Raw genomic sequence first — 26,336 nt, 5'->3', positions numbered from 1 at the left:
TTAGGAACATACACAACTATTCTTGGTTGGTTGCTTTTTAACCTTGAATCCATCTATTCGCTGTGATCTAATAGATATTATTCACCCATGGTAAACTGTTATGGCTAACTATAAGCCTGACTTATCCTGTCAAAATAAATTCATTCCTATCAATTTCGCTGAGCAGATTCTGCCTGGCACATTTGAATATGCCCTTTGTTATATCGTCGAAAATAAACTCGATTTATCGGGATTTGACGCGTGGTATAACAACGACAAAACGGGCGCTGCTGCGTATCCGCCTTCGGTAATGTTAAAGATTATTTTACTGGGCTATGCACATGGTTTAATTAGTAGTCGCCGAATTGCTAAAGCGTGTGAGACGAACATTTTATTTATGAGTGTGTCGGGTGATATCCAGCCACATTACACATCTATAGCGGGTTTTGTGGCTAAAATGCATGAACAGATTGAGCCACTTTTTACGCAAGTGCTGATGATATGTGATGAGGAAGACTTGATAGGCCGCAACATGTTTGCCATTGATGGATGTAAATTAAAGTCCAATGCGAGTAAAGAGTGGAGTGGCACATTCGATGAGTTAGGCCGCAAAAAAGCAAAACTAGAACGCGCAAGTAAACGTATTATTGAACGCCACCAATCAGAAGATGGTCTGGGCGAAGAGTTGATAACTCAGGACTTAAAACAAAAAGAAAAGCTGGATAAAAGTGCAGATAAAATTACCGAGTTCTTAGCCACTCACAAAGAAAAAATAGGCAGTAAAGGCAAGCCTGTTAAAAGTAATATCACTGACCCTGATAGCGCGAAAATGACCACGTCAAAAGGGACAATTCAAGGCTATAACGGCATAGCGATAAACGATGACAAACATCAAATCATCCTGCAAGCACAAGCGTGGGGGTCGGTGGGCGAACAACAAACTCTACAGCCAGCTGTTAAGCAATTAAAACAGCAACTCGCTAAACTCAATACAGAAAAAATGGCAGATAAACACACCATTAAATTCACCGCAGACAGCGGGTTTAACAGCGAAGTGAACCTTGAATATATGGCGAAAAGTGGGTTCGATACCTACATTGCGGATAATCAGTTTAGAAAACGAAATCCGCTGTTTAAAGACAGCGAAACATACGAAACGGAGCAAGAAAAGCGCCGGCTAAAACGCAGCAAAGGCAAGCCACGCTTATTTACCTCAGATGATTTTCATTATGATGAAGCAACCCAAACATGCCGCTGCCCAGCAGGTAATGATATGTGGCGAAGTGGTATAAATGTAAAAAGTCACAATCAGCAATACACGCGATTCTGCGGTTACTTAAAAGACTGTAAAGCGTGCCCGCTACAACAGCAATGCATGCGAAAACCACCGATAGACAGGGGACGACAAGTTCAGTTTATAAATAATGAATCACGCAAAAAGCTGAGCTATGTAGACAAAATGAAAGTAAAAATAGATAGCCCCATAGGGCGACGACAATACAGTAAGCGATTAGGCTGTATTGAGCCAGTGTTCGGAAACATTACAGTGAATAAAGGGATGAATAAATTGACCTTACGGGGTCAAACGAAAGTGAACGCCCAATGGCAACTGTATTGCCTTGTTCATAATATAGAAAAGCTGAAAAACACGATGCATTAAGAGAGGCAACCCCTTTTAAGCCAAAATAAAGCCACTGAAACACCCGTAACTCCTTCCAAAACGCCAGTTAAAACAATACCAAACCAGCTTTTATATTCTATGAAAAATACAGTAATCAATTGAATCAAAATTGGAACTCAGCTATGGTCTATTTATCAATAAAAATAAATTTAAAAACGAGTTAATCTACAGGCTCGTTAGCCGTAAAAAAGGAAGAACATGATTACCTTATATATACTTGCCATAGTCTCTATTATCGTTGGAACTGCTGCTATTTACATGGCATTTTTAAAAGCATTTCCCGTTAAGTGGCTTTATTATCATTACTTTATTCGCAAGCCCGTAGCGTGGATGATTTTCATTGGAAGTGTATTCTGGGTACTTTGGCAAACCATACAAACGGAGCTATTTCCATCGGATGCACTACTTCCTCTTGCCATAATGGGGTTGGCTATTGTTTTAAGTTACAAAATGCATCAAGAGAGTGCATTTAAAGCAAAAGATTACCCTGAGATTGCTGATGATATATCTATTCTTCCTATTAATGAAAATACTGAATTAGCAGTAATTGAATATAATGGGGAAACCAAGGCTTATCCTTTGGATTATGTAATCCATCATCACATAATCAACGACCGATTTAGTAATTGTACTGTTGCTTTAACTTATTGTGCCATGTGTCGCAGTATTATTCCTTTTGATGTAACTGATATTGGTCCTTTGTTTGTTGGATCATTCAAGAATGCAAATATGATTGTGGCAGACCGAAAAACAAAAACATTCTTTCAGCAAGCTACGTTTGAATCACTCATAGGGAAATTGCATCCACATACATTGACTATGATCCCATTTCAAATTCTGCCATGGGCCGAAATAAAAAAACTAAGCCCTATTCCTCAAGTTGTTAACGTTACCGAGGACGATTTTAAAGAGTTTCAACTACCTGTACCTGGGCTTTGGAAAAAAATCATGGCGAGTGAGGTCACTCCAGGTTTAGGCGCGAAAAATCGTGATAAATCTTTTCCTGCACGAACCCATGTCGTTGGCGTTATTGATCCACTGGTTAATAATCATGTGGTGTATCTTAAGGACGAGCTGATTAAGAAAGGTATAACCAAAAACGAAGATTTGGGATTCTTTTTAGTTGCAAATAATGATTTTGTAGTTTGTTTTAAGAGTTCTTTAGGTGAGATGTCACTAGACATCAAATTGAGTATTGATAATACACTTGCCGACGTGTTAAGTGGTTCGGTCTGGAACATTCGAGGCAAGCTCATCAAAGGTGATATGGGAGAAAATTTGCAGCTCGTTGCCATCTCCGATGAGTATTGGTTTTCTTGGAGATTGTTTCATCCGCAAAGCAAATTGATTCGACTGCAATAGTCAAATTTACTCTGGCAATATAGCCGACTAACAAGCCACTGCACTCGGAAATTTTATTCGCTCCGCTCCCAAAATTCCTGTGAGTGGAGCGTTAAATGGCTATTAGCTTGAGTTACGCATGCTAGAAAGATGAGAATATTTTGTAACAATCGGTCGTTAAAAACTGTAATTCCGTCAATAAGCTCTTGGAAAAACGCCATCAAGATTGGACGATGGCGAGGTTCATGAGTACTCTTATTTCAAAGCTTTATTGATGGGGTCATTGTCGTCTGCTATGGATGCAATTAGACTTACTTCCTGACCGCTTGTATCATTAATTGCAGATGTAAGAGTGTAGCCTGAATCAGTAACAGTCTTTTCTTGGGACTGATTATCTCTGAGTTCCGTAAATATTTTTTCCATTGAGTAATCATTAGAAGTTAGTTTTTTAATATTTGTACCATTACTTTTTGAATAAGGTACTGAATACTGATGAGCAAACTTTAATTTGTCATTGTTAGTGGAAGTAAACACCATTGCACCATCTGCACCAAGCAGAGCCCAATCTCTTTTTTCTGCAAAGTACCACCCCCCAAAAGCAATACTGAAATCAGCTGTAACCCGCATCATTCCATGAATCTGCACGTAATTTGGTTTAACTTCTCCAATTTTTGCGTGGTCAACCATAAATGCTGACATCTTACCCGTATTTAGATATAAGTCTCCATCTGATTCTTTATAGTTATTTACAATTAAGTTATCACTCGTTCTGTTTATCACAAGGCCTAATAACTTGGATGGTCTTAAGAAAATAAAAAATATTATCAATATAATTACGAGTATTGCGATTGCAGCAATTGCGTTTCCTTTCAATGCTTTTAAACCTGCTTGTACGGCGGCAATCTCTCCTGCAATAACGTAAGCAGTAACAAATGCCCCTGCACTTATAGTTGTCACTCCAAGAAATCCTCCAGCAAAAATGTAAAAAGATGCCATGCCATAGTTAGGAGACTCTAGTGCATCTGCCAAACGTTTTGACGAAATTTGTAGTTGAGTTCTTATATCGTCCCCTCGAAGCTCACTGAAATCTTTTGCATTTTCAGCTGACATAAATAGATTAGGCTCTGCTGCTAAGTCGCCCATATCTGAAGATAACCAGTCAGTATTCCCCATTTTTCTGTGATGTTTTCTAGCTCCCTCAGTAAGTAATATCACTGCCTTATCTCTTATATTATCTATAGTCAAGTTTTTATCGAAGATGATAGATTTTAGGTCGATCTCAAATTTCTCTTCTAATTGAGTTATTAAGCTCTCACCAAATTCATTCGATTTCATAGAATTATATGTGCCAAGAATCTTCATTTTTTAATCCCTACAATAGTTATATATTTCTTGATGTTATTTAACATCATATTTATTTGATAAAGGTGTTGCTTATTTTTCAAAGCATTAAATAATGCCTAATAAAATATATAATAAAAAAAATAAAATGTTATTACACGTTATTACACAACTTTATCTACTTTAATAAATATGGAAAAAGGTATAGTGGACTCGCCATTTAATCGGGTAGCCGGAGGTCTCTAACCTCCAGCCCCCACACCACCCATCATGCGGGTCCGCAATGGGCGGTTCATCTCCCGTAATGAATATTGATCCAAATATCTTTCAATGACACTAAACCTTGTGATGCTAAATAGTCATTACCTAGCGCAATGTTAATTCCTTTTGTTTTTGAGCTTCTACAAGGGCCTTTACTGGTGATACCACAGGCTATGGCGAGTCGCTCGCTAACACCCAATTTCATTAAACTGCGTACTTTCGTACGTGGTTTACGCCATTGCCGCCAGTAGCACATTCTTATCCTACGGCGGATCCAATGATCTAAATCCACCGTTAACTGATAAGCGTTGGCTATTAGGTAATAGTGTCCCCAGCCACGTAAATACTGCGTGAGTTTATGAATTTGTAGGGTCATTGAGATCCCCCAGTTGCGGTTAGTGAGTTCTCTTACATTTGCTTTAAATTTCTTTAGCGCCTGTTCGTGGATCTGCACTTGAGCGTAGCGGAAGGTAAACCCAAGAAATTTCGAGCCTGATACGGGACCGACTCGACTTTTCGATTCATTCACTTTGAGTTTTAATCGCTGAGTGATAAACGCAGTAATTTCCCGTTGGATTATTAGCCCTTCACTTTTCGTTTTTACTAAAATGATTATGTCATCAGCGTAACGTGCAAACTTAAGGTGTTTGTAGGTTAGCTTCTTATCTAATTCATCGAGTAAAATATTGGAAAGTAAAGGGGATAATGGCCCACCTTGAGGGACTCCTTTGGTTGACTCAAACCACAGACCCTTTTCGCGCTCTGCGATCCCTGCTCGTAGGTATTTACCGAGTAGGTGCATGAGTGCTTTGTCTTTGATTTTACGACCAACACGATTCATCAGCATGTCATGGTTTACCTCATCAAAGAACTTAGACAAGTCAATATCAACCGCTGTTTTGCAACCTTGTTTAACACAAGATTGAACATGGTCCACTGCTTGACTGGCTCTTTTATGAGGGCGATAACCATAACTATGTGGTGAAAATTGAGGCTCAAAGAAAGGGCTAATCACTTGAGCAATGGCTTGTTGGATCACTCTGTCGATAACAGAGGGGATCCCAAGCATTCGCTCACCGCCATCAGGTTTAGGTATTATCACGCGTTTGACTGGCAAGGGTTGATAAGTGCCGCTAAGTAATTGTTGTTTAATACCCAGCCAATGTAACTTAGCGAAGTCATTAAATTCCTCAATACTCATATTATCAATACCCGCAGCCCCTTTATTGCGCTTAACATGTTGCCATGAAGCGCTAATATTGTGGTTGCTCAGTACCCTTGCCATCAGGTCATGATTTGTTTGGTTGTATTCATTCGAGGTATTATTCACCATAGAACGCTGTTCATCACTATCACAACACGGTGATCTATGTGAATTCAAGTTCATTTGTAGTATCTCCTCTGGTTAAGATGTTCAGGCCTTCACCATGTCTTATCCATTACGATAAGTGTTGGGCTACTATGCCGTCTGCTGACTTCTGATAAATCACTCTAGCGATTACTCGATAAAGCGCGTCGAAACTAACGCTTGTTTACTGCTATTTCGCTCGCTGTAGGTCGCAGCAACCAAAGCGCCAAGGGTTGAACAACCAGTCCCTAACTGGTAATCTTCAAGCATTAGCGCGGATGCGTGTTTATCAGATCTCCCCGAATAAGGTGCATCGACTTTCTCTGCACAACTGCATCATTTACGGTGGCCGTTAGATCACATGACTTCGCTATCTTGTGCTAGCTCGTCTCCAGCCTACGCCTCATATGATGTTTTTGTTCATCAGCTCACAGATTTGCTAGCGGCTTCCTCTAGACTATCTCTCGCGATTTAGCCCTTGCCATTCGCTAGTAGTTATCGTTTAATAACAGTGTGTTATTTAAATGGTGATCTTCCTACAGAGGACTTTCACCTCATAAGTCAATGCCCATGTCGGGCGTACACAAGCCAATTAAGCAGGACTAAAAACAGCTGGCCGTTGCTCGTGCCTCGCTATTTTGGCCAACAATTTTAGCCTCTTATTGGGGCGTTGGTGCGTCAAGCTAAGCTTGATCCATCTTGCAGGGTGCAAGTCCCTGTCGGGCAAGGTCTAACTAACCTCCTGTATCGAGTGTTGCGCCTTTGGCGGAGTGTGGGATTAGCAATTGCTTTTCAGTTATGAGGATAGCATCACACGAACAAGATTGGCGAAGCGTACACAGAGAATTATGTAGGCCATAGGGGTTATCGTGATCCTGAAGTGCTGATATCGCTCCGATAAATATTAGATCTGACTGACGAGGTTTGCAACGCCACCGAAGTCCATGCAAAACAGCCGTGTTAGTAAGGTTGTGGCGAGTCAGCGGAGTTTCAAAGCCGTGGCATGTATAAAGAGATGGTTTGAGAACTTGAGAGATCCAAAGGTGTTCCACAAGGATGGTGGTAGGAAAGCTTAACGAAAAGCAAAGCTAACGATGACCTTTTGGAAGTCAGATCAGCCCATAGTAGTCTGGGCAGGGGAAAGCCCTGTACATGGCGAAGGAGCTGACAGTTATATCGGGTACTAAGTCAACACATAGACCGGACAAAGTAGGGCTGGAAATATTATGACAACAACACTTAATACCCTTGCATTTAAAGCACATACTCACCCTAAGCACAGGTTTCAGAATCTATATGGATTGCTAGATGCCGCAAGCCTGTATGAAAGCTGGGGTCAACTCAATAAATTAGCCAGTCCGGGTATTGATGGCATTACGATGCCAAAATACAAGTTGACGTTAATTGAAAATATCGAACGTTTAAGTCAGCAACTCAAACAGAAAAGTTATCGAGTTAATGATATTAAACGCATCTACATCCCAAAATCCAATGGTAAAGAACGACCGCTAGGGCTTCCAACAGTTGATGACAAACTTGTGCAACAAAGTGTTAGTCAGATCCTGCAAAGTATCTGGGAGCAAGACTTTATGCGCAATAGCTATGGGTATAGGCCGAATAAAAGTGCACATCAAGCAGTACATAGCCTAACAATGAATCTTCAATTTAAAGGATATGGTTATATCGTTGAAGCTGACATTAAAGGCTTCTTCGACAACCTTGAGCATGAATGGCTGATGAAAATGTTAGCGTTACGCATTGATGATAAGGCAATGCTTAATTTAATCAACCAGTGGTTAAAAGCGCGGATAAAATCACCCGATGGCGTATTCACTAAACCATCAAGTGGAAGCCCTCAAGGTGGAATTATCAGCCCAGTGTTGGCTAATATATATCTGCATTATGCTTTAGATCTCTGGTTTGAAAAGAAAGTAAAGCCGAGGATGCGTGGAAGTGCAATGATGATCCGCTATGCAGACGATTTTGTTTGCGCATTTCAATTTGCAAATGACGCAGAGCGCTTTTATAAAGTGTTACCCAAGCGATTAAAGAAATTTAATTTAGACGTTGCGCAAGACAAAACCTCGCTAATGCGATTTAGTAGATTTCATGTTGGTCGAAAACGTCACTTTGTATTTCTAGGGTTTGAGTTCTATTGGGGCACAGATTCAAATGGTAAGCCACGACTTAGGCGACGAACGGCTGCGAAGAAGCAAAAGGCGACGCTGAGTGAATATTATCGATGGATCAAAGCAAGGTATTCATTAAAATTGAAAAGCTGGCTACCTCAATTGAGACGAAAACTGTTAGGATTTAGAAATTACTTTGGTTTACCAGACAACAGCCGAAGCTTATCCACAATATATGACTATGTGCTACATAGTTTATATAAATGGTTGAACAGACGCAGTGGTCGACAAAGTTATAACTGGAGTAATTTCAAGAAGATGATAGGGTATTTTAACATTGAGAGTATCAAAGTCAGCAAGCGAAATATCCTTGTTGATTGGTACTAGGGTCGTGTGTTTTTTTTTTTACACGAGTGAATATATAACTGAAGAGCCGGATGCGGTAGTTCCGCACGTCCGGATCTGTGTGGGGTCGGCCTAGCAATAGGTCGCTCTACCACGATAGGCTGTAGAATTACTCTTTTTAGGAACATACACAACTATTCTTGGTTGGTTGCTTTTTAACCTTGAATCCATCTATTCGCTGTGATCTAATAGATATTATTCACCCATGGTAAACTGTTATGGCTAACTATAAGCCTGACTTATCCTGTCAAAATAAATTCATTCCTATCAATTTCGCTGAGCAGATTCTGCCTGGCACATTTGAATATGCCCTTTGTTATATCGTCGAAAATAAACTCGATTTATCGGGATTTGACGCGTGGTATAACAACGACAAAACGGGCGCTGCTGCGTATCCGCCTTCGGTAATGTTAAAGATTATTTTACTGGGCTATGCACATGGTTTAATTAGTAGTCGCCGAATTGCTAAAGCGTGTGAGACGAACATTTTATTTATGAGTGTGTCGGGTGATATCCAGCCACATTACACATCTATAGCGGGTTTTGTGGCTAAAATGCATGAACAGATTGAGCCACTTTTTACGCAAGTGCTGATGATATGTGATGAGGAAGACTTGATAGGCCGCAACATGTTTGCCATTGATGGATGTAAATTAAAGTCCAATGCGAGTAAAGAGTGGAGTGGCACATTCGATGAGTTAGGCCGCAAAAAAGCAAAACTAGAACGCGCAAGTAAACGTATTATTGAACGCCACCAATCAGAAGATGGTCTGGGCGAAGAGTTGATAACTCAGGACTTAAAACAAAAAGAAAAGCTGGATAAAAGTGCAGATAAAATTACCGAGTTCTTAGCCACTCACAAAGAAAAAATAGGCAGTAAAGGCAAGCCTGTTAAAAGTAATATCACTGACCCTGATAGCGCGAAAATGACCACGTCAAAAGGGACAATTCAAGGCTATAACGGCATAGCGATAAACGATGACAAACATCAAATCATCCTGCAAGCACAAGCGTGGGGGTCGGTGGGCGAACAACAAACTCTACAGCCAGCTGTTAAGCAATTAAAACAGCAACTCGCTAAACTCAATACAGAAAAAATGGCAGATAAACACACCATTAAATTCACCGCAGACAGCGGGTTTAACAGCGAAGTGAACCTTGAATATATGGCGAAAAGTGGGTTCGATACCTACATTGCGGATAATCAGTTTAGAAAACGAAATCCGCTGTTTAAAGACAGCGAAACATACGAAACGGAGCAAGAAAAGCGCCGGCTAAAACGCAGCAAAGGCAAGCCACGCTTATTTACCTCAGATGATTTTCATTATGATGAAGCAACCCAAACATGCCGCTGCCCAGCAGGTAATGATATGTGGCGAAGTGGTATAAATGTAAAAAGTCACAATCAGCAATACACGCGATTCTGCGGTTACTTAAAAGACTGTAAAGCGTGCCCGCTACAACAGCAATGCATGCGAAAACCACCGATAGACAGGGGACGACAAGTTCAGTTTATAAATAATGAATCACGCAAAAAGCTGAGCTATGTAGACAAAATGAAAGTAAAAATAGATAGCCCCATAGGGCGACGACAATACAGTAAGCGATTAGGCTGTATTGAGCCAGTGTTCGGAAACATTACAGTGAATAAAGGGATGAATAAATTGACCTTACGGGGTCAAACGAAAGTGAACGCCCAATGGCAACTGTATTGCCTTGTTCATAATATAGAAAAGCTGAAAAACACGATGCATTAAGAGAGGCAACCCCTTTTAAGCCAAAATAAAGCCACTGAAACACCCGTAACTCCTTCCAAAACGCCAGTTAAAACAATACCAAACCAGCTTTTATATTCTATGAAAAATACAGTAATCAATTGAATCAAAATTGGAACTCAGCTATGGTCTATTTATCAATAAAAATAAATTTAAAAACGAGTTAATCTACAGGCTCGTTAACTGCTTTAAGGAGTCTTGAGTGTTCTTCAAGAAAAAGGAATTATCTTCAAAATCAGAAGAAAAACCCCAAGGCAATAAGGCTTCATTCTGGGGAGCAAGCGATCGTATGATTTGCTGCAATGGAATTGACGCTGAAAACAACGAATTCAATGTTACAAGTCATCCTAAACTTAAAGATGGTGGCTATGTTGCAACGCTAGAAATTTCAGCGCCAGATCAAGAGCAAGGTATCTTTATCCATGCATTCTATAGTGGCCATTGGTCTTTCGCTGTTAGTCCATCAAATGAAGAAATAGATGAATTGCCAAATTGGCATGTAGCTCGAGAATGGGGAACAAAAAATGCCCATTCTGAAACACTTAGTGTTTATTGCCCTAAAGGTGCATCCGTTGAAGTTATCGAGCGTATCGAAAGTGGCAGTTAACAATCAGTTGGTGAACGCCCCTGCGGGGCTGGGACGGTCAAACTTCGCTCGTTCCTCACTACGTATCACCGCCCCACAACAAAAGCGTTAGTTTTACGATGATGAAATCAAGTTTAGCAATATTAATCACAATGTATTTTCTTTTAGGTTGTGACAGTCGAGATGAGAAAACTATGGAAGTACCTGTTGAAATCGAATTTACAGAAAGTGACTTAAATTACTTTAATCAGCTTAGCCAATATGAATTAGAGTTAATTGATAATACTCTTTATTCTCATACGAGTGAAAGGTGGCAAAAAATAGCTATGGTTATTGCCAAATCTTTAAAATTGCGCGATCAATTTAAAGATCTAAATGATGTTAAGTTATTACTTAGGGTTCATCACTTGATAAACACTAGTAAGCTTGAATCACAAGGTAATATCAAAGCTATGCGTTTTAGTGAAGTAAAGCGAAAGTAAAACTAATCGGGTAGCCGGAGGTCTCTAACCTCCAGCCCCCACACCACCCATCATGTAGTGGTACAGTGATTTTGGCCACCCATTAAGAAAGAAATGTTATGCTAATAAGCATACAAAATAAACTAGACACCTATCCTAAATTTTGCACTTTTCAAAATTAAAGGCTAGCCTTTAATTAGTACAAAAAACAAGCTGGGTGATGAGATGGACGCTCCCCTAAACGGCGTCAATGCGCCAAACTGGTTAACTCACACTCAGTTAAAGGGAACGTCCATCATGAAAATTAGCACATTATCAATTGATTTGGCAAAAAATGTATTCCAAGTCGCTGGCTTTAATCATCATCACAAAAGAGAATGCAATAAACGCTTAAACAGACCTAAACTCAACGCCTTCATGGCAAATGCCCCACCGTGTCGCGTGGTGATGGAAGCCTGTTATTCTTCCCACTACTGGGGGAGAGTATTTACGTCTTACGGTCATACCGTTGACCTTATTCCTGCACAACACGTTACCCCCTTTGTTCGCGGCAATAAAAATGATAGTAACGATGCCCTTGCTATCTATGAAGCAAGCTTACGCCCTAATATTAAATTCGTTCCTATTAAAACCGAAGCTCAGCAAGAAATACTCATGCTCCATAAGATACGTGAGCGACTTCTGCAAAACAGGATTGCTGCAACCAACCAATTACGCGGTTTATTGGTCGATTTTGGGTATGTATTTCCTGTCGGTATTAAGGCGTTTCAGCAAGGGATAATTGCGTTAGAAAGTGATTCTGAGCTTCGCCCTCAGCTGCGCATTATGGTGAGTGATATTTACACTGAGTACAAAACCCTTGTTAAACGCATTAAAGCTATTGAAGCGATGCTTACTGCACACGTTGAACGGGATACAAACGCTAAAATACTTCACTCCATTCCTGGCGTGGGTGTACTCAATGCCTCTGCTTATGCAGCATCAATCGGGAACGGTCAGGCATTTAAGAGCGCAAAAGAACTCGGGGTGTGGCTAGGATTAACACCTAAACAATATGCGTCAGGCGATAAAAGTAAAATGTCTGGTATTACTAAGCGCGGCAACAGTTACCTACGAAAACAACTTATTCACGGTGCTCGCGCCCTTATCGCCAGAAGCCACCATAAAACAGATGCGCTAAGCCAGTGGATAAATCAATTACGCGAGAAAAAACACTTTAATTGTGTGGTGGTCGCCACCGCACACAGATTGGCTCGACTGATGTGGATATTGCTGACCAAGCAAACTCTCTACTCACCTCAGTTTGTGCAAAATACACAGAAGGATGCTTAATTATGCGTATTTTACACGCCAATCACACCCGAGTTTACGACTTAAGACAGCCTGGTTATGACATAGGTTTTAAAACCTGAGTGGGTGTTTGGGCACTTAAGTCGTAACATACACTTATCCTGTATGTACTTCACTTATAATGAAATAAAAAGCGCACGCTAACCAAGGTTAACCAGATAAAGACACGAGATTTAATCTCGCTTGGGTGAATATTTTTTAGGTCCCTTGGTACGAAGCTCATTAGGAGCATGGCGCATGATAACCATGACACCATAGCTCGAATATATGTCAGTACCTTTGCTTTTCAGCAAGCTTGTGACGCATCATTACTGTGATATGAGATACGTGATAATAGAATAAAGGCATCAATTTTGATGTTTATACATTAGCTCGTCTTGACTTCAAGGGAGCGTCCATATATGTCTTATGGCAATTGCAAGAAAACGACAAGTAAGTTTGGTTGATACAAAATACTACCACTGTATTTCGCGTTGCGTGCGCCGTGCATTTTTATGTGGCGAAGACCGTTTTACTGGTCAATCTTACGAGCATCGACGAGGGTGGGTTGAAGATAAGCTGCTTGAATTAGCGAAGGTATTTTGTATTGATGTATGTGCTTACGCTGTTATGAGTAATCACACCCACTTAGTACTGTATGTTGATGATAAAAAAGCGAATCGATTAAACGATAAAGCGATTATCATTCGCTGGCATAAGCTCTGTAAAGGCACTGTACTTACGCAAAAATATGTACAAGGTGAAAAGCTAAGTAAAGCCGAACTTATCTTTTTCAATCAAACAGTAAACGACTACCGCGAGCGCCTATCCAGTATCAGCTGGTTTATGCGATTGTTAAATGAAAACATTGCGCGCAGAGCAAATAAAGAAGATAACTGCACAGGACGGTTCTGGGAAGGCAGATTTACATCACAAGCATTACTAGATGAAGCAGCACTTGCCGCTTGTATGGCGTATGTCGATTTAAACCCAATTAGAGCTAAAATGGCTAAAACGCCTGAGGAATCAGACCACACCAGCGTTAAACAACGACTAACATACGCAAAAGAAGGCAAACAACCAAAACAACTACTGCGCTTTGCAGGAATGCCACGTCAGATAATGCCAAAAGGACTCCCGTTTGAGCTTAAATCGTACCTTGAACTTGTTGAATTAACAGGGCGTTGTATACGAGAGGATAAACGCGGTTATATTAAAAGTACACACTTACCCTTACTCGAAAGAGTTAATATTTCCCCCGAAAACTGGTTAAAGCTTACAACCCAATTTACGCGCGTATTTCATGGCGCAGTAGGCAGGCCAGCCTCACAAGAAAGTTATTGTGAAAACTTAAAGCGAAAGCGGCGAGCGAATATCAGTAACTGCGAAAAGCTATTGGCATAAAACTTAAACTACTCAGTAAAACTATTCAGTAATAAATCACAACTGCACCATGCAGTTATTTTCATGGGCCGAATTTAGGTTTCAGCGTGCTAATTTTTTTATGGATGAAATGTAAGTAACCAGGGCGGGATCACACTTTGTAAATAAACAAATTTTATGATCTAATACCATAAATTTCATCACCTTAAACTTATTATGTCACTCTTCTCACATTTAGAACTCGTCAAAGATAATCGTTCACATATAAATCAGCACCATAACTTAGTTGATGTGCTTTTTCTTATTATTACTGCCGTTACATCAGGGTGTGAAAACTGGCAAGACATTGAAGTCTATGGCGAAAGTAAGCTTAATTGGTTAAGAGGATTTCGTTCTTTCAAAAATGGCATACCCACTCGACATAGTATTGCTCGGATTTTTAGAACCGTTGATACTGACTCATTACTACTCGCGATGTATAGCTGGGTCAATCAAAACCGCGTTAAGTCAGCGCATCCTGTCATTGCCTTCGATGGCAAAACTATTCGCGGAGCAAGTAAACACATTGCTGATAAATTACATCTCGTCTCAGCATTTGATTGTGAAGCAGGTCTCACATTATTCCACCAAACAGTTGGCAGTAAGACGAATGAAATACCGGCAGTTCGGGATTTATTGAAAATACTCGATATCAATAACACCGTCATTACACTTGATGCTTTGCACTGCCAAAAAGAAACGCTAAAACAGCTAATTAGCAGACATGCAGATTATCTAGTGCAAGCAAAGGGTAATCAAAAGAAACTTTATAGCGCGATTCAAGATGCATTTACACACCAGTATGAATCTGAAAACTCAGAGATACTTAGTCATGTAACACAAGATGAAGGGCATGGGCGAAAAGAAGTACGCACGATAGATTGTCTTGATGCGCGTTTATTACCGAGTGAAATTAAAGAGAGCTGGCCATCAGTTAGAACAATCGTTGCGGTGCAGCGAGAGCGAACGAAGGGTAATAGAACGAGTATTGACACACATTACTACCTAACATCGTTGACAGACAATATATTGATAAGTAAAGCAATAAGACAACATTGGCTGATAGAAAATCAGCAACACTGGATACTGGATGTCGTATTTAAAGAAGATGCCTGTCAAATACATGAGCCATTAAGTGCGCAACATATGGCACTATTTAGACGCGTCGTTAGGAACATGATAAAGCAGCATACGAAAAGCAAGGGGTCAATAAGAAGTAAGTGTGTAAGAGCTTGTTATGATGATGCTTTTAGAGAAGAACTTCTTTTTGGTTAACATTTTTAACAAAGTATGCTCGCGCCCTGTGTAAGTAACCGAGTAGTAAAAGATAAATTCTTAACCAACAAATTAAATTTAATGGCAACGTTTTGTTTGTTTAATTATAGTGGCTGTCTAGTTTAACTCTATAGCTGTCTAGTTTAACTCTATAGGTACAGATGTTAATCTTTAGGAATAGTTTCTTCGAAGTCATCAATGTACATAATAACGGGCGCAACTAATATACAAGTAAGGAAAAGTACAAATAATGAATAAGTTATCATTTCATAAACTGAATAACCACCAGCATAAAAATCAAAAACAGTCTCCAAAATTATTAGTAATGGATAAGCAATAGCCGTTATTTTCCATATTATAGAATTCAAAATTTTTATTTTAAATGCATAACCAAAACTACCTAGAAGGATAAAAAAATCGAAAAGAAACAACCCACACATTATGAGGTTAGATTTTTCATTCCCTTCAATTACAGGCATTTTGAGATTGTTATTAATGCTGTATATTGTTAATAAAAGAGATAAAACAAAAATCAGCTTCCACAAAAGTCTATCTTTCATGATTTAATACCAGTATCCATAAGGAATTTTTTCTGGGTTTTCAGGCAATTTTTTCCAATCAATAGAGTTACTAAAATACTTTCTTTTGAAGTTTCTTCTTTTTGCACCGAAAGGAGCTGATTTAATCAGGATTTCAATAAGAGCTTGACTTTCTTCTGAAGTATAACCTTGAACAGTTATTGTCCTTTTGAGAGAGGGTAGAATTGCTTTATATAGCTCGTTTGCTTCTTTCTGATCTTGAAAAAAAACTTTATAGAGAAAATGTACACCGGAACCTACTTTGCTCAAACGTCCAAAAATTAAAGCTTTATTCATAGAAGAAGTTTTTTGAATTAATTCTTTCATACACCAAGATATCCTTATCATTAATATTTTTTCATTGTAGTTCATACTGATATTAGTGTCTATATTTTTATACCTGTTGTTCCTAGTTAATATTTTTCTTGAGATGTTTATTCATTTATATAATTAAGATGGGAGTCATTATATTCCTAGGGCTATATTTAAGGTAAGGGCCTGCGTTAAACTAAGAAAAACAGTCGAGTAGTTATTTTTACCATGGCATTTTACATTCCTTTATTACAACCTCATTTTAAGCACATTGAAATTGGCGATACGTTAACATCCCTTTGGAGTGGCTGTGGCAGTATTGTGCAGTGCCAGCTTGATGATGAGGCATGTGTTATTAAAGCGATTAAAATACCTAGCTATATAAACCATCCAAAAATTAAACAAAGCGAATTTGCACTTAAAAGAAAGCAGCATTCCTATAGCGTTGAATACACTTTTTATAAGCTTTATAGCCAGCATTTACCAGTACATGCGCAAAGTATTGAATGTATAAGCGCAATTAATAAAGATGATGAATACGCGCTGGTGTTTAAAGACTTTACTAAGCATGGGTTTACTCAAGCGAAAAGCGAACATATAAAAGCTATATTAAAGTGGCTTGCGCACTTTCATGCATTTAACCTAAACAAACCTGTTGACGGCTTGTGGCGGCAAGGCAATTATTGGCATTTAAGTACGCGGCCAGATGAGTTTAATAAATTAAAAACAAGCGCGAATGAAAAGTCCGATATTAAAAATTTTGCACATAAAATAGATGAGGAACTACAAAGTTGTGAGTACAAAACGCTGAACCATGGCGATGCAAAGCTTGCTAACTTTGCAGTGAATAAGTGCGGTAAAATACTCGGTTATGATTTTCAGTATATAGGTGCAGGTAGTGGGATAATTGATGTAATGTATTTTATGACCAGTTGCTTAAGTGATGCACAATTACACGAATGGGCTGAGGATTACCTTGTGTACTATTTTGATAATTTAAAGGCTGCTATTAATATTTATCACCCTACAGCACCAGCAGGTAAAATAGCTGACGATTGGCTCGTTTTATGGCCTGCGGCATGGGCTGACTTTTATCGGTTTTTAGTTGGCTGGAGTCCTGAACATCAAAAAATAAATAGCTATATGCTTAAGCAAGTAAATAACTGGTTAGCAGCTAATATTTAATAAACAGACTGTGTTAGCCACTTGCATAAATATCAAGCAAAGCAATAGATTTTTGCACAGCATATGAAAATCCCTTTAAAATTACAGGTCAAATGACCTTTTTTAATATAAAATACCGCTAATTATTGTCTCAGTAGGTTTTTATCATGGCTATTCACGTTATTACTCATCCTCTTGTTCAACATAAACTTGGTTTAATGCGCGCATATGGCATTAGCACTAAAAGCTTTCGTGAACTGTGCTCTGAAGTAGGCACATTATTAACCTACGAAGCTACTAAAAACCTTCCACTTGAAGATAACGAAATTACCAGTTGGGACGGCAATAAATTAAATGTGCAGCACATTAAAGGTAAAAAAATTACTGTAGTGCCTATTTTACGTGCAGGCCTTGGTATGATGGACGGTGTAATGCAATTACTACCAGCCGCTAAGGTTAGTGTTGTAGGCCTTCAACGTAACGAAGAAACGCTAGAGCCAATCCCTTATTTTGAAAAGTTAGTAGGTAATATTGACGAGCGTTTGAGCCTAGTAATTGACCCAATGCTTGCAACCGGTGGCTCAATGATTGCCACTATCGACATGCTTAAAAAAGCAGGCTGTAAAGAAATTAAAGTTATTATACTTGTAGCAGCACCGGAGGGCGTTGCAAAAACACTTGAGGCTCACCCAGACGTAGAAATATTTACTGCATCAGTAGACAGCCACTTAAACGAAAAGGGCTATATTATCCCTGGTTTAGGCGATGCGGGTGACAAAATATTCGGTACAGTTTAGGGGTGTTCAGTGCAAAATAACGCCACATTTTCTATAAAAACTATTTTAACGGGTGCACAAATGTTGTTTGTAGCATTTGGTGCATTGGTGCTTGTGCCGCTATTAACAGGGCTCGATCCGAGTGTGGCATTGTTTACAGCAGGGTTTGGTACTTTGCTGTTTCAGATAGTGACTAAAGGTCAAGTGCCTATATTTTTAGCCTCTTCATTTGCTTTTATTGCACCTATTATTGCTGCCGTGCAAATGTGGGGTGTGCCCGCGACAATGGGGGGCTTAATGGCGGCAGGTTTTGCATATATGCTGTTGAGCTTATTAGTAAAATTTAAAGGCGTAGCAACGCTTCATAAAATTTTACCACCTGTGGTTGTAGGCCCCGTAATTATGGTTATTGGTTTAGCCCTTGCACCTGTTGCTGTAAATATGGCGATGGGTAAAAGTGGCGACGGCAGTCTTCAAATTATTGATTACAATAATGCTATTTTTATTTCGATGTTTTCGTTATTAGTAACGCTTGTTTTTGCAGTATGGGGAAGGGGCGTATTTAAACTTATTCCTATTCTGGCAGGGGTTGTAGCGGGTTATGGCTTATCGCTTATTTTAGGTGTTGTGCAATTTGACGCAGTAAGTAATGCACAATGGTTCGCTGTGCCTAACTTCACATGGCCAGAATTTAAATGGCAAGCTATTTTGTTTATGGTGCCAGTGGCTATTGCGCCAGCCATTGAACACATTGGCGATATGATGGCGATTAGACAAGTAACCAACAAAGACTTTTTGAAAAAGCCTGGCTTGCACCGTACTTTGTTTGGTGACGGCTTAGCTACATCAGCCGCGTCATTATTTGGTGGCCCGCCTAACACTACTTACTCAGAAGTAACGGGGGCAGTAATGCTTACCAAAAACTTTAATCCAAAAGTAATGATGTGGACGGCCATTATTGCTATTGCTTTAGCGTTTATCGCTAAAATGGGGGCTGGGCTGCAAACAATACCGGTACCTGTAATGGGCGGTATTATGATTCTACTTTTTGGTTCTATTGCCGTTGTTGGCCTAAATACACTGGTTAAGTCGGGAGATGATTTAACTGCGCCGCGCAACTTAAGCATTGTTGCCCTTATTTTAGTGTGCGGTATTGGAGGAATGCATGTTGGTGGTAGCCAATTTAGTTTGGAGGGCGTAAGTTTATGCGCCATCTTAGGTATCGTACTTAACTTAATATTACCTAAAGCAGAGCCTGTAGAGGCTTAATTTTGAACATTAACTAATTAGTTTGCACCATAATAGCGCATTTTAAATGCGCTATTTTTTTAACCTATTAAAAAATATACAAAAAAAATATTGGTCTAGTATCTGCATTTACTCCTTCAGAACGTATTGTATGCAAGGAGTTACTATGTCAGAGGCCAATATTGTGGATATAACCCCGTTTTTAGTAAAGCACCAACTGCCTTTAAAGTATCAATATTTGAGTGAGCAATACTTTGTTCCACTCGCGCATGACATCCTCGAATCTAAAAAAACAAATACTCCTATTTTTGTTGCCATAAATGGATGCCAAGGATCAGGGAAAACAACACTCGCTGATTTTTTAGTTACGTGGTTTTCTAAAAACACATCCCTTAACAGTGTCGCATTATCTATTGACGATTTTTATTTAGCTAAGCAAGCGCGTAAACAACTTGCTGAGGATGTTCATCCACTATTTGCAACTCGTGGAGTACCAGGTACTCATGACACGGAGTTGATGAATAGCACTATTTCGCAGCTATTAGCAGGTTATATAAATGTGCCATTACCACGCTTTAATAAACACATTGATGATTGCGTTTCTCAAAATGAATGGTTAGCTAATTCAACGCCTGTCGATATTGTTATTTTAGAAGGATGGTGTGTAGGCAGTGAGCCGCAGCCATTATTTTCATTGAGTGAACCGCTTAATGAGTTGGAGCAGCTTCATGATAAGGAGGGCGTGTGGCGTCGTTGTATAAACAGTTGTTTAGCCAATGAGTATAAAGCAATTTTTAATAAAATTGATTACACCGTAATGCTTAAAGCGCCAAGCTTTAGTGATGTATTTACATGGAGACAAGAGCAAGAGCAAAAACTAATTGCTAAAGAAGGTGCAGGATCAGGCACGATGACTAATGCGCAGTTAGTGTGGTTTATTTCTCATTTTGAGCGTATTACACGCGAAAATTTAAATACTTTGAGCAGTAAAGCAAACGCACTGATTGAGCTTGATGGTAATCGCGATATAAGTGGGATGCATTTAATTAGCGATGACACCCTTCAGCCAATTATTTTTACCGATTTAGATGGCACTTTACTCGATCATAGCGATTACAACACCAGTAATGTGAGTGTGTTATTGCAACAGTTACAAAACGCACATATCCCAGTGGTGTTTAATACCAGTAAAACATTTTGCGAAGTGGTTGAAATTAAAAACGAATTAAACATCCAACAGCCTTTTATTGTTGAAAATGGCGCTGCAGTTTATATACCTGAACACTACTTTGAACTTAAACCGATTGGTTGTAAAAAAGTTGGCGCTTATTGGTGTTTTGCATTAGCCAAGCCTTTGTCGCGTTTATTAAGTGATTTAGAGTCGCTCGATTCTAAATACAAAGCGCATTACAAATTATTTAGTAACTTAACCGGTGAACAAATCTCTGAGTTAACAGGGTTGAGTGACGTACAAGCAAGGCGTGCGCAAACGCGAGACTACTCAGATCCACTTTATTGGTATGGCAATGATGACTTACTAAATACCTTTGTCGAAGATGTTAAAGCGCTTGGTTACGACATAAAAGTAGGAGGGCGCTTTATTCACATTGCCAAAAATACAGATAAAAGCGCAGCACAGCAGTGGTTAGTTAAGCAGTTTACCCATCACTTTAGAAAGCCTCTCACAGTCATAGCATTGGGCGATAGCGATAACGATAAGCAAATGTTAGAGCAAGCCAATATTGCCATTATTATTGCAAATCCGGCGAGCAAAAAACCGGTTAAATTGTCACATAACAAGGCACGCTATTCACAATCGCCAGCACCATTAGGTTGGATTGAAGAAATAACATCACTACCTTGTATTAACAGTATTTTAAGTATTACTGAGGAGCAAACATCTCATGGCTGATTTTTATCAAAATGGCGTAATTACTACATTACACAATATAGCTGACCGACCAATTGAAGAGCTAGAAAAAGAATTAATCGGGTTTAGTAAGCAGCGTCCAATGGGGCTTATATTACCATCGTTATTTAGCGAGTTAGAAGGCCCTGCGCTGCAAAATATAGTTAGCGAGTTGCGTGAAGTACCGTATTTATCGCAAATTACTATTGGCCTAGATAGAGCTGACGAAGCACAGTATCGCCACGCACTTGGTTTTTTTAAAGAGTTAAATCAAAACCACAAAGTACTTTGGAACGACGGCCCGCGCTTACAAGCTCTTGATAAAGAATTACAAGAGCTAGGCGTAGCGCCAAGAGAGCTTGGAAAAGGCCGAAATGTTTGGTACTGCATGGGTTATAAGCTAGCAACAGCAGAAGTAGAATCTATCGCACTGCATGATTGCGATATTTTAACCTACGACAGAAGCCTACTTGCTCGCTTAATTTACCCCGTTGCGCATCCGCGTTTTAACTATGAATTTTGTAAAGGCTTTTACCCGCGTACAGCAAACGGAAAAATTAACGGCCGTGTATCACGCTTATTAGTAACGCCACTACTGCGTTCATTCAAAACTATATTAGGTAACCGCGACTATTTGGAATACATGGACTCATTTAGATACCCATTAGCAGGTGAGTTTTCGTTCAGACGTGATGTATTAAACGACATTCGCATCCCAAGTGATTGGGGATTAGAAATTGGCGTACTAAGTGAAATGTATCGTAATTATTCACATAATCGTTTGTGCCAAGTAGATATAGCCGATAACTACGATCACAAACACCAAGCACTATCACTTGATGATCAAAGTGCTGGGTTATCTAAGATGTCGATTGATATAACCAAAGCTTTATTTAGAAAGCTAGCAACACAAGGCGTTACTTTTACCAGTGAAACTATTCGCTCACTCAAAGCAACGTATTACCGTATTGGTTTAGATTTTATAGAAACCTACCATAACGATGCAATAATGAATGGCTTAACGCTTGATGTGCATCAAGAAGAAAAAGCAGTAGAAATGTTTGCACAAAATATTATGAATGCAGGGCAACAATTTTTAGATAACCCAATGGAAGCGCCATTTGTACCAAGTTGGAACCGTGTTGTGTCAGCAATGCCAGATGTATTTGAGCGCTTAAAAGAAGCAGTGGAGTTAGATAACAAAGAATATAGCCAACCTAAAAAATAAATGTTCAGGTTAAGTAACTAAAAAATAAAAGGGGCGCATGTGAGCACAGTTAACGAACTATTTTTACAGCGGGTAGAGCAACATCTTCGAATAATTTATGAGGATGTTGAACTGCCCTTATCAATTGCTGAGCTTGCTCAGCAATTGATTAAAATTATTTTAGGCAGCAGTCCACTGCGCGACCCGACACCGCATACAAACAGGTGGGATGAACAAGATATAGTATTGATAGCTTATGGTGATTCAATTATTAAGCATGATAATAGTGATTTTGCGGTATCGAGCCCAATGGAAGCTCCGCTCAAAACACTACACCGATTTATAAAAGATCAATGCGATATGCAACTTAATGCGCTGCATATATTACCATTTTACCCGTACAGCTCAGACGAAGGCTTTGCGGTAATGAACTACGTGCAAGTGAACGAGTCCCTGGGTGATTGGGGAGATATTCAAAATATTGCTAAAGACGTAAAGTTAATGGCAGATTTAGTTATTAACCATTGCTCAAGCAGAAGCGTATGGTTTGAGAATTTTTTAAACGATTTACACCCAGGTAAAGATTACTTTAAAACGGCAAGCTTAACTGATGATTTAAGCCAAGTTGTACGCCCGCGTACCTCATCGTTATTGAATACCGTAACAACGCCAAGCGGCGAAAAACACGTATGGTGCACGTTTAGTCACGATCAGGTTGATTTTGATTTTGGCAATCCTGATGTACTTAAAGAGTTTGTGGGCATAATTCGGCATTATTTAGACAACGGTGTGCGCTTATTTAGACTCGATGCAGTTGCTTTTTTATGGAAGCAACTAAATACAAATTGTATTAACTTACCACAAACACATGAAGCCGTAAGGCTAATGCGCACGCTTATTGAGCATGTAGAGCCAAGTGTGGTCATAATTACCGAAACCAATATCCCAAATCAAGAAAACCTATCGTATTTTGGTAACGCCAATGAAGCGCATGCGATTTACAACTTTGCACTGCCACCATTATTGCTACACACTTTGTTAAGTGGTGATAGCACAGCACTTAAACACTGGATGATGAGTATGCCGCCGGCGCAAAACGGCACAGCCTACTTTAACTTTATAGCATCGCATGACGGAATTGGGCTTAGGCCAATTGAGGGTTTATTAGAACCTAGCGAAGTGGCTTCACTCGTAAGCACAACGATGCAATTTGGTGGGCGTGTTTCAATGCGTACCAGTAATGACGGCACACATACCCCATATGAGCTAAACATTGCATTATTCGATGCGCTACAAGGAACACATAACGGCCCAGACAAATTTGGCCTTGAACGGTTTATGTGTGCACACGCAATTATGTTTGCACTTGAGGGAATACCAGGGCTTTATATCCATAGTTTACTTGGCACAACAAACGATTACGAGCGTTTTGAAAACTCTCAACACAACAGAGCCATTAGTCGTCATCGTTGGCAAGAGTCAAAATTGTTAGCAGCGATTGGTGAAAAATACAGCCATCATCATAAAGTATTTAACGGTATTAAAGCGTTATTGGGTGTACGTAAAAAGCAAAGTGCGTTTCATCCTAATGCCACGCAGTTTACGCTGCATTTAGCGGGGGGATTATTTGGTTTTTGGCGACAAAGCATCGATCGAAAGCAAAGTATATTTTGTGTTTATAATATAAGCGATAAAGCACAAACCTTAATACTAGCCGATTTAAACCTAATTAATACGCAGCAATGGTTCGATTTAGTTGCAGTAAACACAATAGAAGAAGGGCAGTTAAATATTGAACTCGAGCCATATCAAAGCGTGTGGTTGAGCAACCTGCAGTAAATATTTTTAATGATTTAAATATAAAACTAACTGTAAAGGGGCTTTACAGTTAGTTTTAAGCCATTTCACTACCCGAGTTACTTTCTTTTCTATCCTTGATACAATCTGTATGTTTTTAACTTACTAAGGTTGTTCATGAAGTCTTTTTATATATTTTTCACATTGTTATTTAGCTCATTAGCATTTGCTGATCAGCCTGTTGATCTCGAAATAAACATGAAAAACACAGGGCTTGCTTATAAACAAGCAGTACAAGCAACTGATCTAAAAGAATTTAATATCGCAATCGATAAGTTTATTAAGCTGGTAAAAGTAAGTAAAACAGCCAAATTTTATAAAGAGCCCGAACAGTCATTACAAGGCCTTGATAAAGTAATTACTCAGGCTGAGCTTGCTAAAAATGCGGCTAATGAACAAGGGCTCGCAGAGGCGAAAGCATTATTAAAAAATATAGATGATTTACGTAAAAAATATCACAAACTACATGAGCCACCAGGCTTTTTTGAATTATTGTTTGGTTCGTAATCTAGGCTCAAACTAAAAAATTATGTATTAGTAAATATTTTAACCGACATTCATAGGTTGGATCTTAAGAAAACTTGAAGTTGAACTCTGTTAATGATCAAATAGTTACGCCAATAAAAACATGACTAAAAACAGAGTTCACATGCAGATTAACCAAGTTTCAAACCAATTAAAAGCCCTTATCTCAGAAAAACACCTCATTGAGCTTGCAAAAACCTCTGGATTTCAAGTTCGACACCGTTGCCTGTCGATCGTTTCTCTGCTCAAAGCCGTATTTAAAAGCTTATCTTGCCTGCAAGACGCTAACTTGTCAGATATCCATCAAAACTTGCGAACGCAGGCTGATTGCACGATAAGTTATAAACCCTTTCATAATCAAATTCGAAAACCAGCCTTGACTGAGCTTGTCCGTGAGCTCGTTATTCAAGCGATGTCTAAATTGACTGTAAACACGCTGGATAAAACCTTTTTTACCCAGCGAGGAATACAGCGAGTGTTATTGCAAGATGGTTCTTCATTTGCTCTACATGATGAATTAGCGCAGGTTTTTGCTGGTCGTTTTACTGCTGTAAGTCCTGCCGCAATTGAGTTGCACGTTACCTATGACCTATTTAATGAACAACCCTGCGAAATAGATATCCGTCCTGATGTTGAAACTGAGCGCGCCTTTTTACCAGGTAGCCACACACTTGAAGATACGTTATTACTTGCTGATGCTGGGTATTTTGACTTAGATTACTTTGAGCAAGTAGCTCAAGATGGCGGATATTTTTTGATCAGAGCAAATAAAAACATTAACCCAATCGTTACATCAGCCTATTGCGCGGGTATAGAACTTAAAGAAAAGAACATTAAACTCAAAACGTTACTCGATAAATTCGCAAGCCAACCACTTGAATTAACAGTACGTTGGAAGAAAAATGGGCCCGAGTACAGGCTTATCTATTTACCGAATGAAAAGCGCCCCGTTTTCCTTGTTACTAATTTAAAAGAGGCACAGTTTAGCTTTGACGAGCTACTCGATATATATGCAACTCGTTGGCAAATTGAGTTGTTTTTCAAAGAACTAAAGTCATGGAATAACCTTAAAGGGTTCATCACACGAGATCCTCATATTGCCGAATCATTGGTTTGGCTGAGTATACTGCAAACACTTATCAAGCGTTTTATCTGCCATAGTGCAGCGGGTATGTTTAAGTGTGCGATCTCGACATTTAGAGCGAGTAAGTGCAGTTATCTTTGGTTGGATGATATTCTGGATTGCATAGAACAAACACGGTGCAGCCATAAGATACATCGTGTATTTGAGCTACTAGCGGTAAATTGTAAGCGGCAAAGCATTGAGAAAAACAATGATATTTGCCGTTTTAAGATAGGAAGTCACACGGTCTGTGTTCCTTAAGAACTAAGCTATGAACCGACATTTAGGTTATATAAGGAATAAC

Annotated in this window: 21 protein-coding genes; 17 read left to right on the top strand and 4 right to left on the bottom strand. The window is 39.3% G+C overall.

Annotated features, from left to right (window positions below; translation table 11 throughout):
* The first annotated feature begins 100 nt into the window (after positions 1-100).
* Positions 101-1,639 (top strand): transposase, encoded by a 1,539-nt coding sequence (locus AC0VZ4_RS21535; RefSeq protein ID WP_475439616.1) that lies wholly within the window; start codon positions 101-103, stop codon positions 1,637-1,639.
* 219 nt (positions 1,640-1,858) lie between these two features.
* Positions 1,859-3,022, top strand: a complete 1,164-nt coding sequence (locus AC0VZ4_RS21530) for a DUF3179 domain-containing (seleno)protein (protein ID WP_475442080.1) — start codon at positions 1,859-1,861, stop codon at positions 3,020-3,022.
* A gap of 234 nt (positions 3,023-3,256) precedes the next feature.
* Here the strand turns inward: AC0VZ4_RS21530 and AC0VZ4_RS21525 are convergent, their stop codons facing one another.
* Both AC0VZ4_RS21525 and ltrA (AC0VZ4_RS21520) read right to left on the bottom strand, forming a co-directional pair.
* A complete protein-coding gene (locus tag AC0VZ4_RS21525) occupies positions 3,257-4,363 on the bottom strand; it encodes a hypothetical protein (protein ID WP_475442079.1) in 1,107 nt (368 codons plus the stop codon).
* Between the two features lie 271 nt (positions 4,364-4,634).
* Entirely contained in the window at positions 4,635-5,990 is a 1,356-nt protein-coding gene (gene ltrA, locus AC0VZ4_RS21520; protein ID WP_475439584.1) for a group II intron reverse transcriptase/maturase, read from the bottom strand.
* Between the two features lie 1,187 nt (positions 5,991-7,177).
* Between ltrA (AC0VZ4_RS21520) and ltrA (AC0VZ4_RS21515) the strand changes: the two genes are divergently transcribed.
* From ltrA (AC0VZ4_RS21515) to AC0VZ4_RS21485, 7 genes are all read left to right on the top strand, one after another.
* Positions 7,178-8,467, top strand: coding sequence for a group II intron reverse transcriptase/maturase (gene ltrA / locus AC0VZ4_RS21515; RefSeq protein WP_475439617.1), 1,290 nt, complete (start codon positions 7,178-7,180; stop codon positions 8,465-8,467).
* Between the two features lie 236 nt (positions 8,468-8,703).
* Positions 8,704-10,242 (top strand): transposase, encoded by a 1,539-nt coding sequence (locus AC0VZ4_RS21510; protein WP_475439616.1) that lies wholly within the window; start codon positions 8,704-8,706, stop codon positions 10,240-10,242.
* A 220-nt stretch (positions 10,243-10,462) separates the two neighbouring features.
* Entirely contained in the window at positions 10,463-10,867 is a 405-nt protein-coding gene (locus AC0VZ4_RS21505; RefSeq protein WP_475442078.1) for a hypothetical protein, read from the top strand.
* A gap of 98 nt (positions 10,868-10,965) precedes the next feature.
* A complete protein-coding gene (locus AC0VZ4_RS21500; RefSeq protein WP_168157905.1) occupies positions 10,966-11,328 on the top strand; it encodes a DUF3658 domain-containing protein in 363 nt (120 codons plus the stop codon).
* Between the two features lie 276 nt (positions 11,329-11,604).
* Positions 11,605-12,639, top strand: coding sequence for an IS110 family RNA-guided transposase (locus AC0VZ4_RS21495; RefSeq protein ID WP_033031807.1), 1,035 nt, complete (start codon positions 11,605-11,607; stop codon positions 12,637-12,639).
* A 426-nt stretch (positions 12,640-13,065) separates the two neighbouring features.
* A complete protein-coding gene (locus AC0VZ4_RS21490; protein WP_475442077.1) occupies positions 13,066-14,040 on the top strand; it encodes a transposase in 975 nt (324 codons plus the stop codon).
* Between the two features lie 195 nt (positions 14,041-14,235).
* The gene (locus AC0VZ4_RS21485; RefSeq protein ID WP_475439755.1) at positions 14,236-15,333 is read left to right on the top strand and encodes an ISAs1-like element ISPsesp1 family transposase; all 1,098 of its coding nucleotides are present in this window, start codon (positions 14,236-14,238) and stop codon (positions 15,331-15,333) included.
* A 164-nt stretch (positions 15,334-15,497) separates the two neighbouring features.
* On the opposite strand, the gene AC0VZ4_RS21480 is transcribed toward AC0VZ4_RS21485, so the two are convergent.
* Both AC0VZ4_RS21480 and AC0VZ4_RS21475 read right to left on the bottom strand, forming a co-directional pair.
* Positions 15,498-15,893, bottom strand: coding sequence for a hypothetical protein (locus AC0VZ4_RS21480; protein ID WP_008137244.1), 396 nt, complete (start codon positions 15,891-15,893; stop codon positions 15,498-15,500).
* A 3-nt stretch (positions 15,894-15,896) separates the two neighbouring features.
* On the bottom strand, positions 15,897-16,238 hold the full coding sequence (locus AC0VZ4_RS21475; RefSeq protein ID WP_475442076.1) for a hypothetical protein: 342 nt from the start codon (positions 16,236-16,238) through the stop codon (positions 15,897-15,899).
* Positions 16,239-16,451: 213 nt separating this feature from the next.
* Between AC0VZ4_RS21475 and AC0VZ4_RS21470 the strand changes: the two genes are divergently transcribed.
* From AC0VZ4_RS21470 to AC0VZ4_RS21435, 8 genes are all read left to right on the top strand, one after another.
* Positions 16,452-17,408, top strand: a complete 957-nt coding sequence (locus tag AC0VZ4_RS21470) for a phosphotransferase (protein WP_475442075.1) — start codon at positions 16,452-16,454, stop codon at positions 17,406-17,408.
* A 146-nt stretch (positions 17,409-17,554) separates the two neighbouring features.
* Positions 17,555-18,184 carry a uracil phosphoribosyltransferase gene (gene upp, locus AC0VZ4_RS21465; RefSeq protein WP_475442074.1) on the top strand — a complete coding sequence of 210 codons (630 nt, stop codon included), beginning with the start codon at positions 17,555-17,557 and terminating at the stop codon, positions 18,182-18,184.
* Positions 18,185-18,193: 9 nt separating this feature from the next.
* On the top strand, positions 18,194-19,432 hold the full coding sequence (locus AC0VZ4_RS21460; protein ID WP_475442073.1) for a uracil-xanthine permease family protein: 1,239 nt from the start codon (positions 18,194-18,196) through the stop codon (positions 19,430-19,432).
* Between the two features lie 145 nt (positions 19,433-19,577).
* A complete protein-coding gene (locus tag AC0VZ4_RS21455) occupies positions 19,578-21,323 on the top strand; it encodes an HAD-IIB family hydrolase (RefSeq protein ID WP_475442072.1) in 1,746 nt (581 codons plus the stop codon).
* The gene (locus tag AC0VZ4_RS21450) at positions 21,316-22,548 is read left to right on the top strand and encodes a glycosyltransferase family protein (RefSeq protein ID WP_008137237.1); all 1,233 of its coding nucleotides are present in this window, start codon (positions 21,316-21,318) and stop codon (positions 22,546-22,548) included. The genes AC0VZ4_RS21455 and AC0VZ4_RS21450 overlap by 8 nt, the downstream gene beginning before the upstream one ends.
* A 39-nt stretch (positions 22,549-22,587) precedes the next feature.
* Positions 22,588-24,366, top strand: coding sequence for a sugar phosphorylase (locus tag AC0VZ4_RS21445; RefSeq protein ID WP_475442071.1), 1,779 nt, complete (start codon positions 22,588-22,590; stop codon positions 24,364-24,366).
* 135 nt (positions 24,367-24,501) lie between these two features.
* Positions 24,502-24,891 carry a cytochrome b562 gene (locus AC0VZ4_RS21440; protein WP_475442070.1) on the top strand — a complete coding sequence of 130 codons (390 nt, stop codon included), beginning with the start codon at positions 24,502-24,504 and terminating at the stop codon, positions 24,889-24,891.
* A 142-nt stretch (positions 24,892-25,033) separates the two neighbouring features.
* On the top strand, positions 25,034-26,293 hold the full coding sequence (locus tag AC0VZ4_RS21435) for an IS4 family transposase (protein ID WP_475439645.1): 1,260 nt from the start codon (positions 25,034-25,036) through the stop codon (positions 26,291-26,293).
* Positions 26,294-26,336 lie beyond the last annotated feature (43 nt).

It is taken from the genome of Pseudoalteromonas sp. QJM3NY_22, from assembly GCF_056173065.1.
The sequence above is the reverse complement of the archived record's forward strand: the minus strand, read 5'-3'. Positions and strand labels throughout refer to the sequence as shown.

Bases quoted from the DNA above. Each gene is read 5' to 3' on its own strand.
- AC0VZ4_RS21535 (WP_475439616.1), top strand. From the start codon at position 101: ATGGCTAACTATAAGCCTGACTTATCCTGTCAAAATAAATTCATTCCT.
- AC0VZ4_RS21530 (WP_475442080.1), top strand. From the start codon at position 1,859: ATGATTACCTTATATATACTTGCCATAGTCTCTATTATCGTTGGAACT.
- AC0VZ4_RS21525 (WP_475442079.1), bottom strand. From the start codon at position 4,363: ATGAAGATTCTTGGCACATATAATTCTATGAAATCGAATGAATTTGGT.
- ltrA (WP_475439584.1), bottom strand. From the start codon at position 5,990: ATGAACTTGAATTCACATAGATCACCGTGTTGTGATAGTGATGAACAG.
- ltrA (WP_475439617.1), top strand. From the start codon at position 7,178: ATGACAACAACACTTAATACCCTTGCATTTAAAGCACATACTCACCCT.
- AC0VZ4_RS21510 (WP_475439616.1), top strand. From the start codon at position 8,704: ATGGCTAACTATAAGCCTGACTTATCCTGTCAAAATAAATTCATTCCT.
- AC0VZ4_RS21500 (WP_168157905.1), top strand. From the start codon at position 10,966: ATGATGAAATCAAGTTTAGCAATATTAATCACAATGTATTTTCTTTTA.
- AC0VZ4_RS21495 (WP_033031807.1), top strand. From the start codon at position 11,605: ATGAAAATTAGCACATTATCAATTGATTTGGCAAAAAATGTATTCCAA.
- AC0VZ4_RS21490 (WP_475442077.1), top strand. From the start codon at position 13,066: ATGGCAATTGCAAGAAAACGACAAGTAAGTTTGGTTGATACAAAATAC.
- AC0VZ4_RS21485 (WP_475439755.1), top strand. From the start codon at position 14,236: ATGTCACTCTTCTCACATTTAGAACTCGTCAAAGATAATCGTTCACAT.
- AC0VZ4_RS21480 (WP_008137244.1), bottom strand. From the start codon at position 15,893: ATGAAAGATAGACTTTTGTGGAAGCTGATTTTTGTTTTATCTCTTTTA.
- AC0VZ4_RS21475 (WP_475442076.1), bottom strand. From the start codon at position 16,238: ATGAAAGAATTAATTCAAAAAACTTCTTCTATGAATAAAGCTTTAATT.
- AC0VZ4_RS21470 (WP_475442075.1), top strand. From the start codon at position 16,452: ATGGCATTTTACATTCCTTTATTACAACCTCATTTTAAGCACATTGAA.
- upp (WP_475442074.1), top strand. From the start codon at position 17,555: ATGGCTATTCACGTTATTACTCATCCTCTTGTTCAACATAAACTTGGT.
- AC0VZ4_RS21455 (WP_475442072.1), top strand. From the start codon at position 19,578: ATGTCAGAGGCCAATATTGTGGATATAACCCCGTTTTTAGTAAAGCAC.
- AC0VZ4_RS21450 (WP_008137237.1), top strand. From the start codon at position 21,316: ATGGCTGATTTTTATCAAAATGGCGTAATTACTACATTACACAATATA.
- AC0VZ4_RS21440 (WP_475442070.1), top strand. From the start codon at position 24,502: ATGAAGTCTTTTTATATATTTTTCACATTGTTATTTAGCTCATTAGCA.
- AC0VZ4_RS21435 (WP_475439645.1), top strand. From the start codon at position 25,034: ATGCAGATTAACCAAGTTTCAAACCAATTAAAAGCCCTTATCTCAGAA.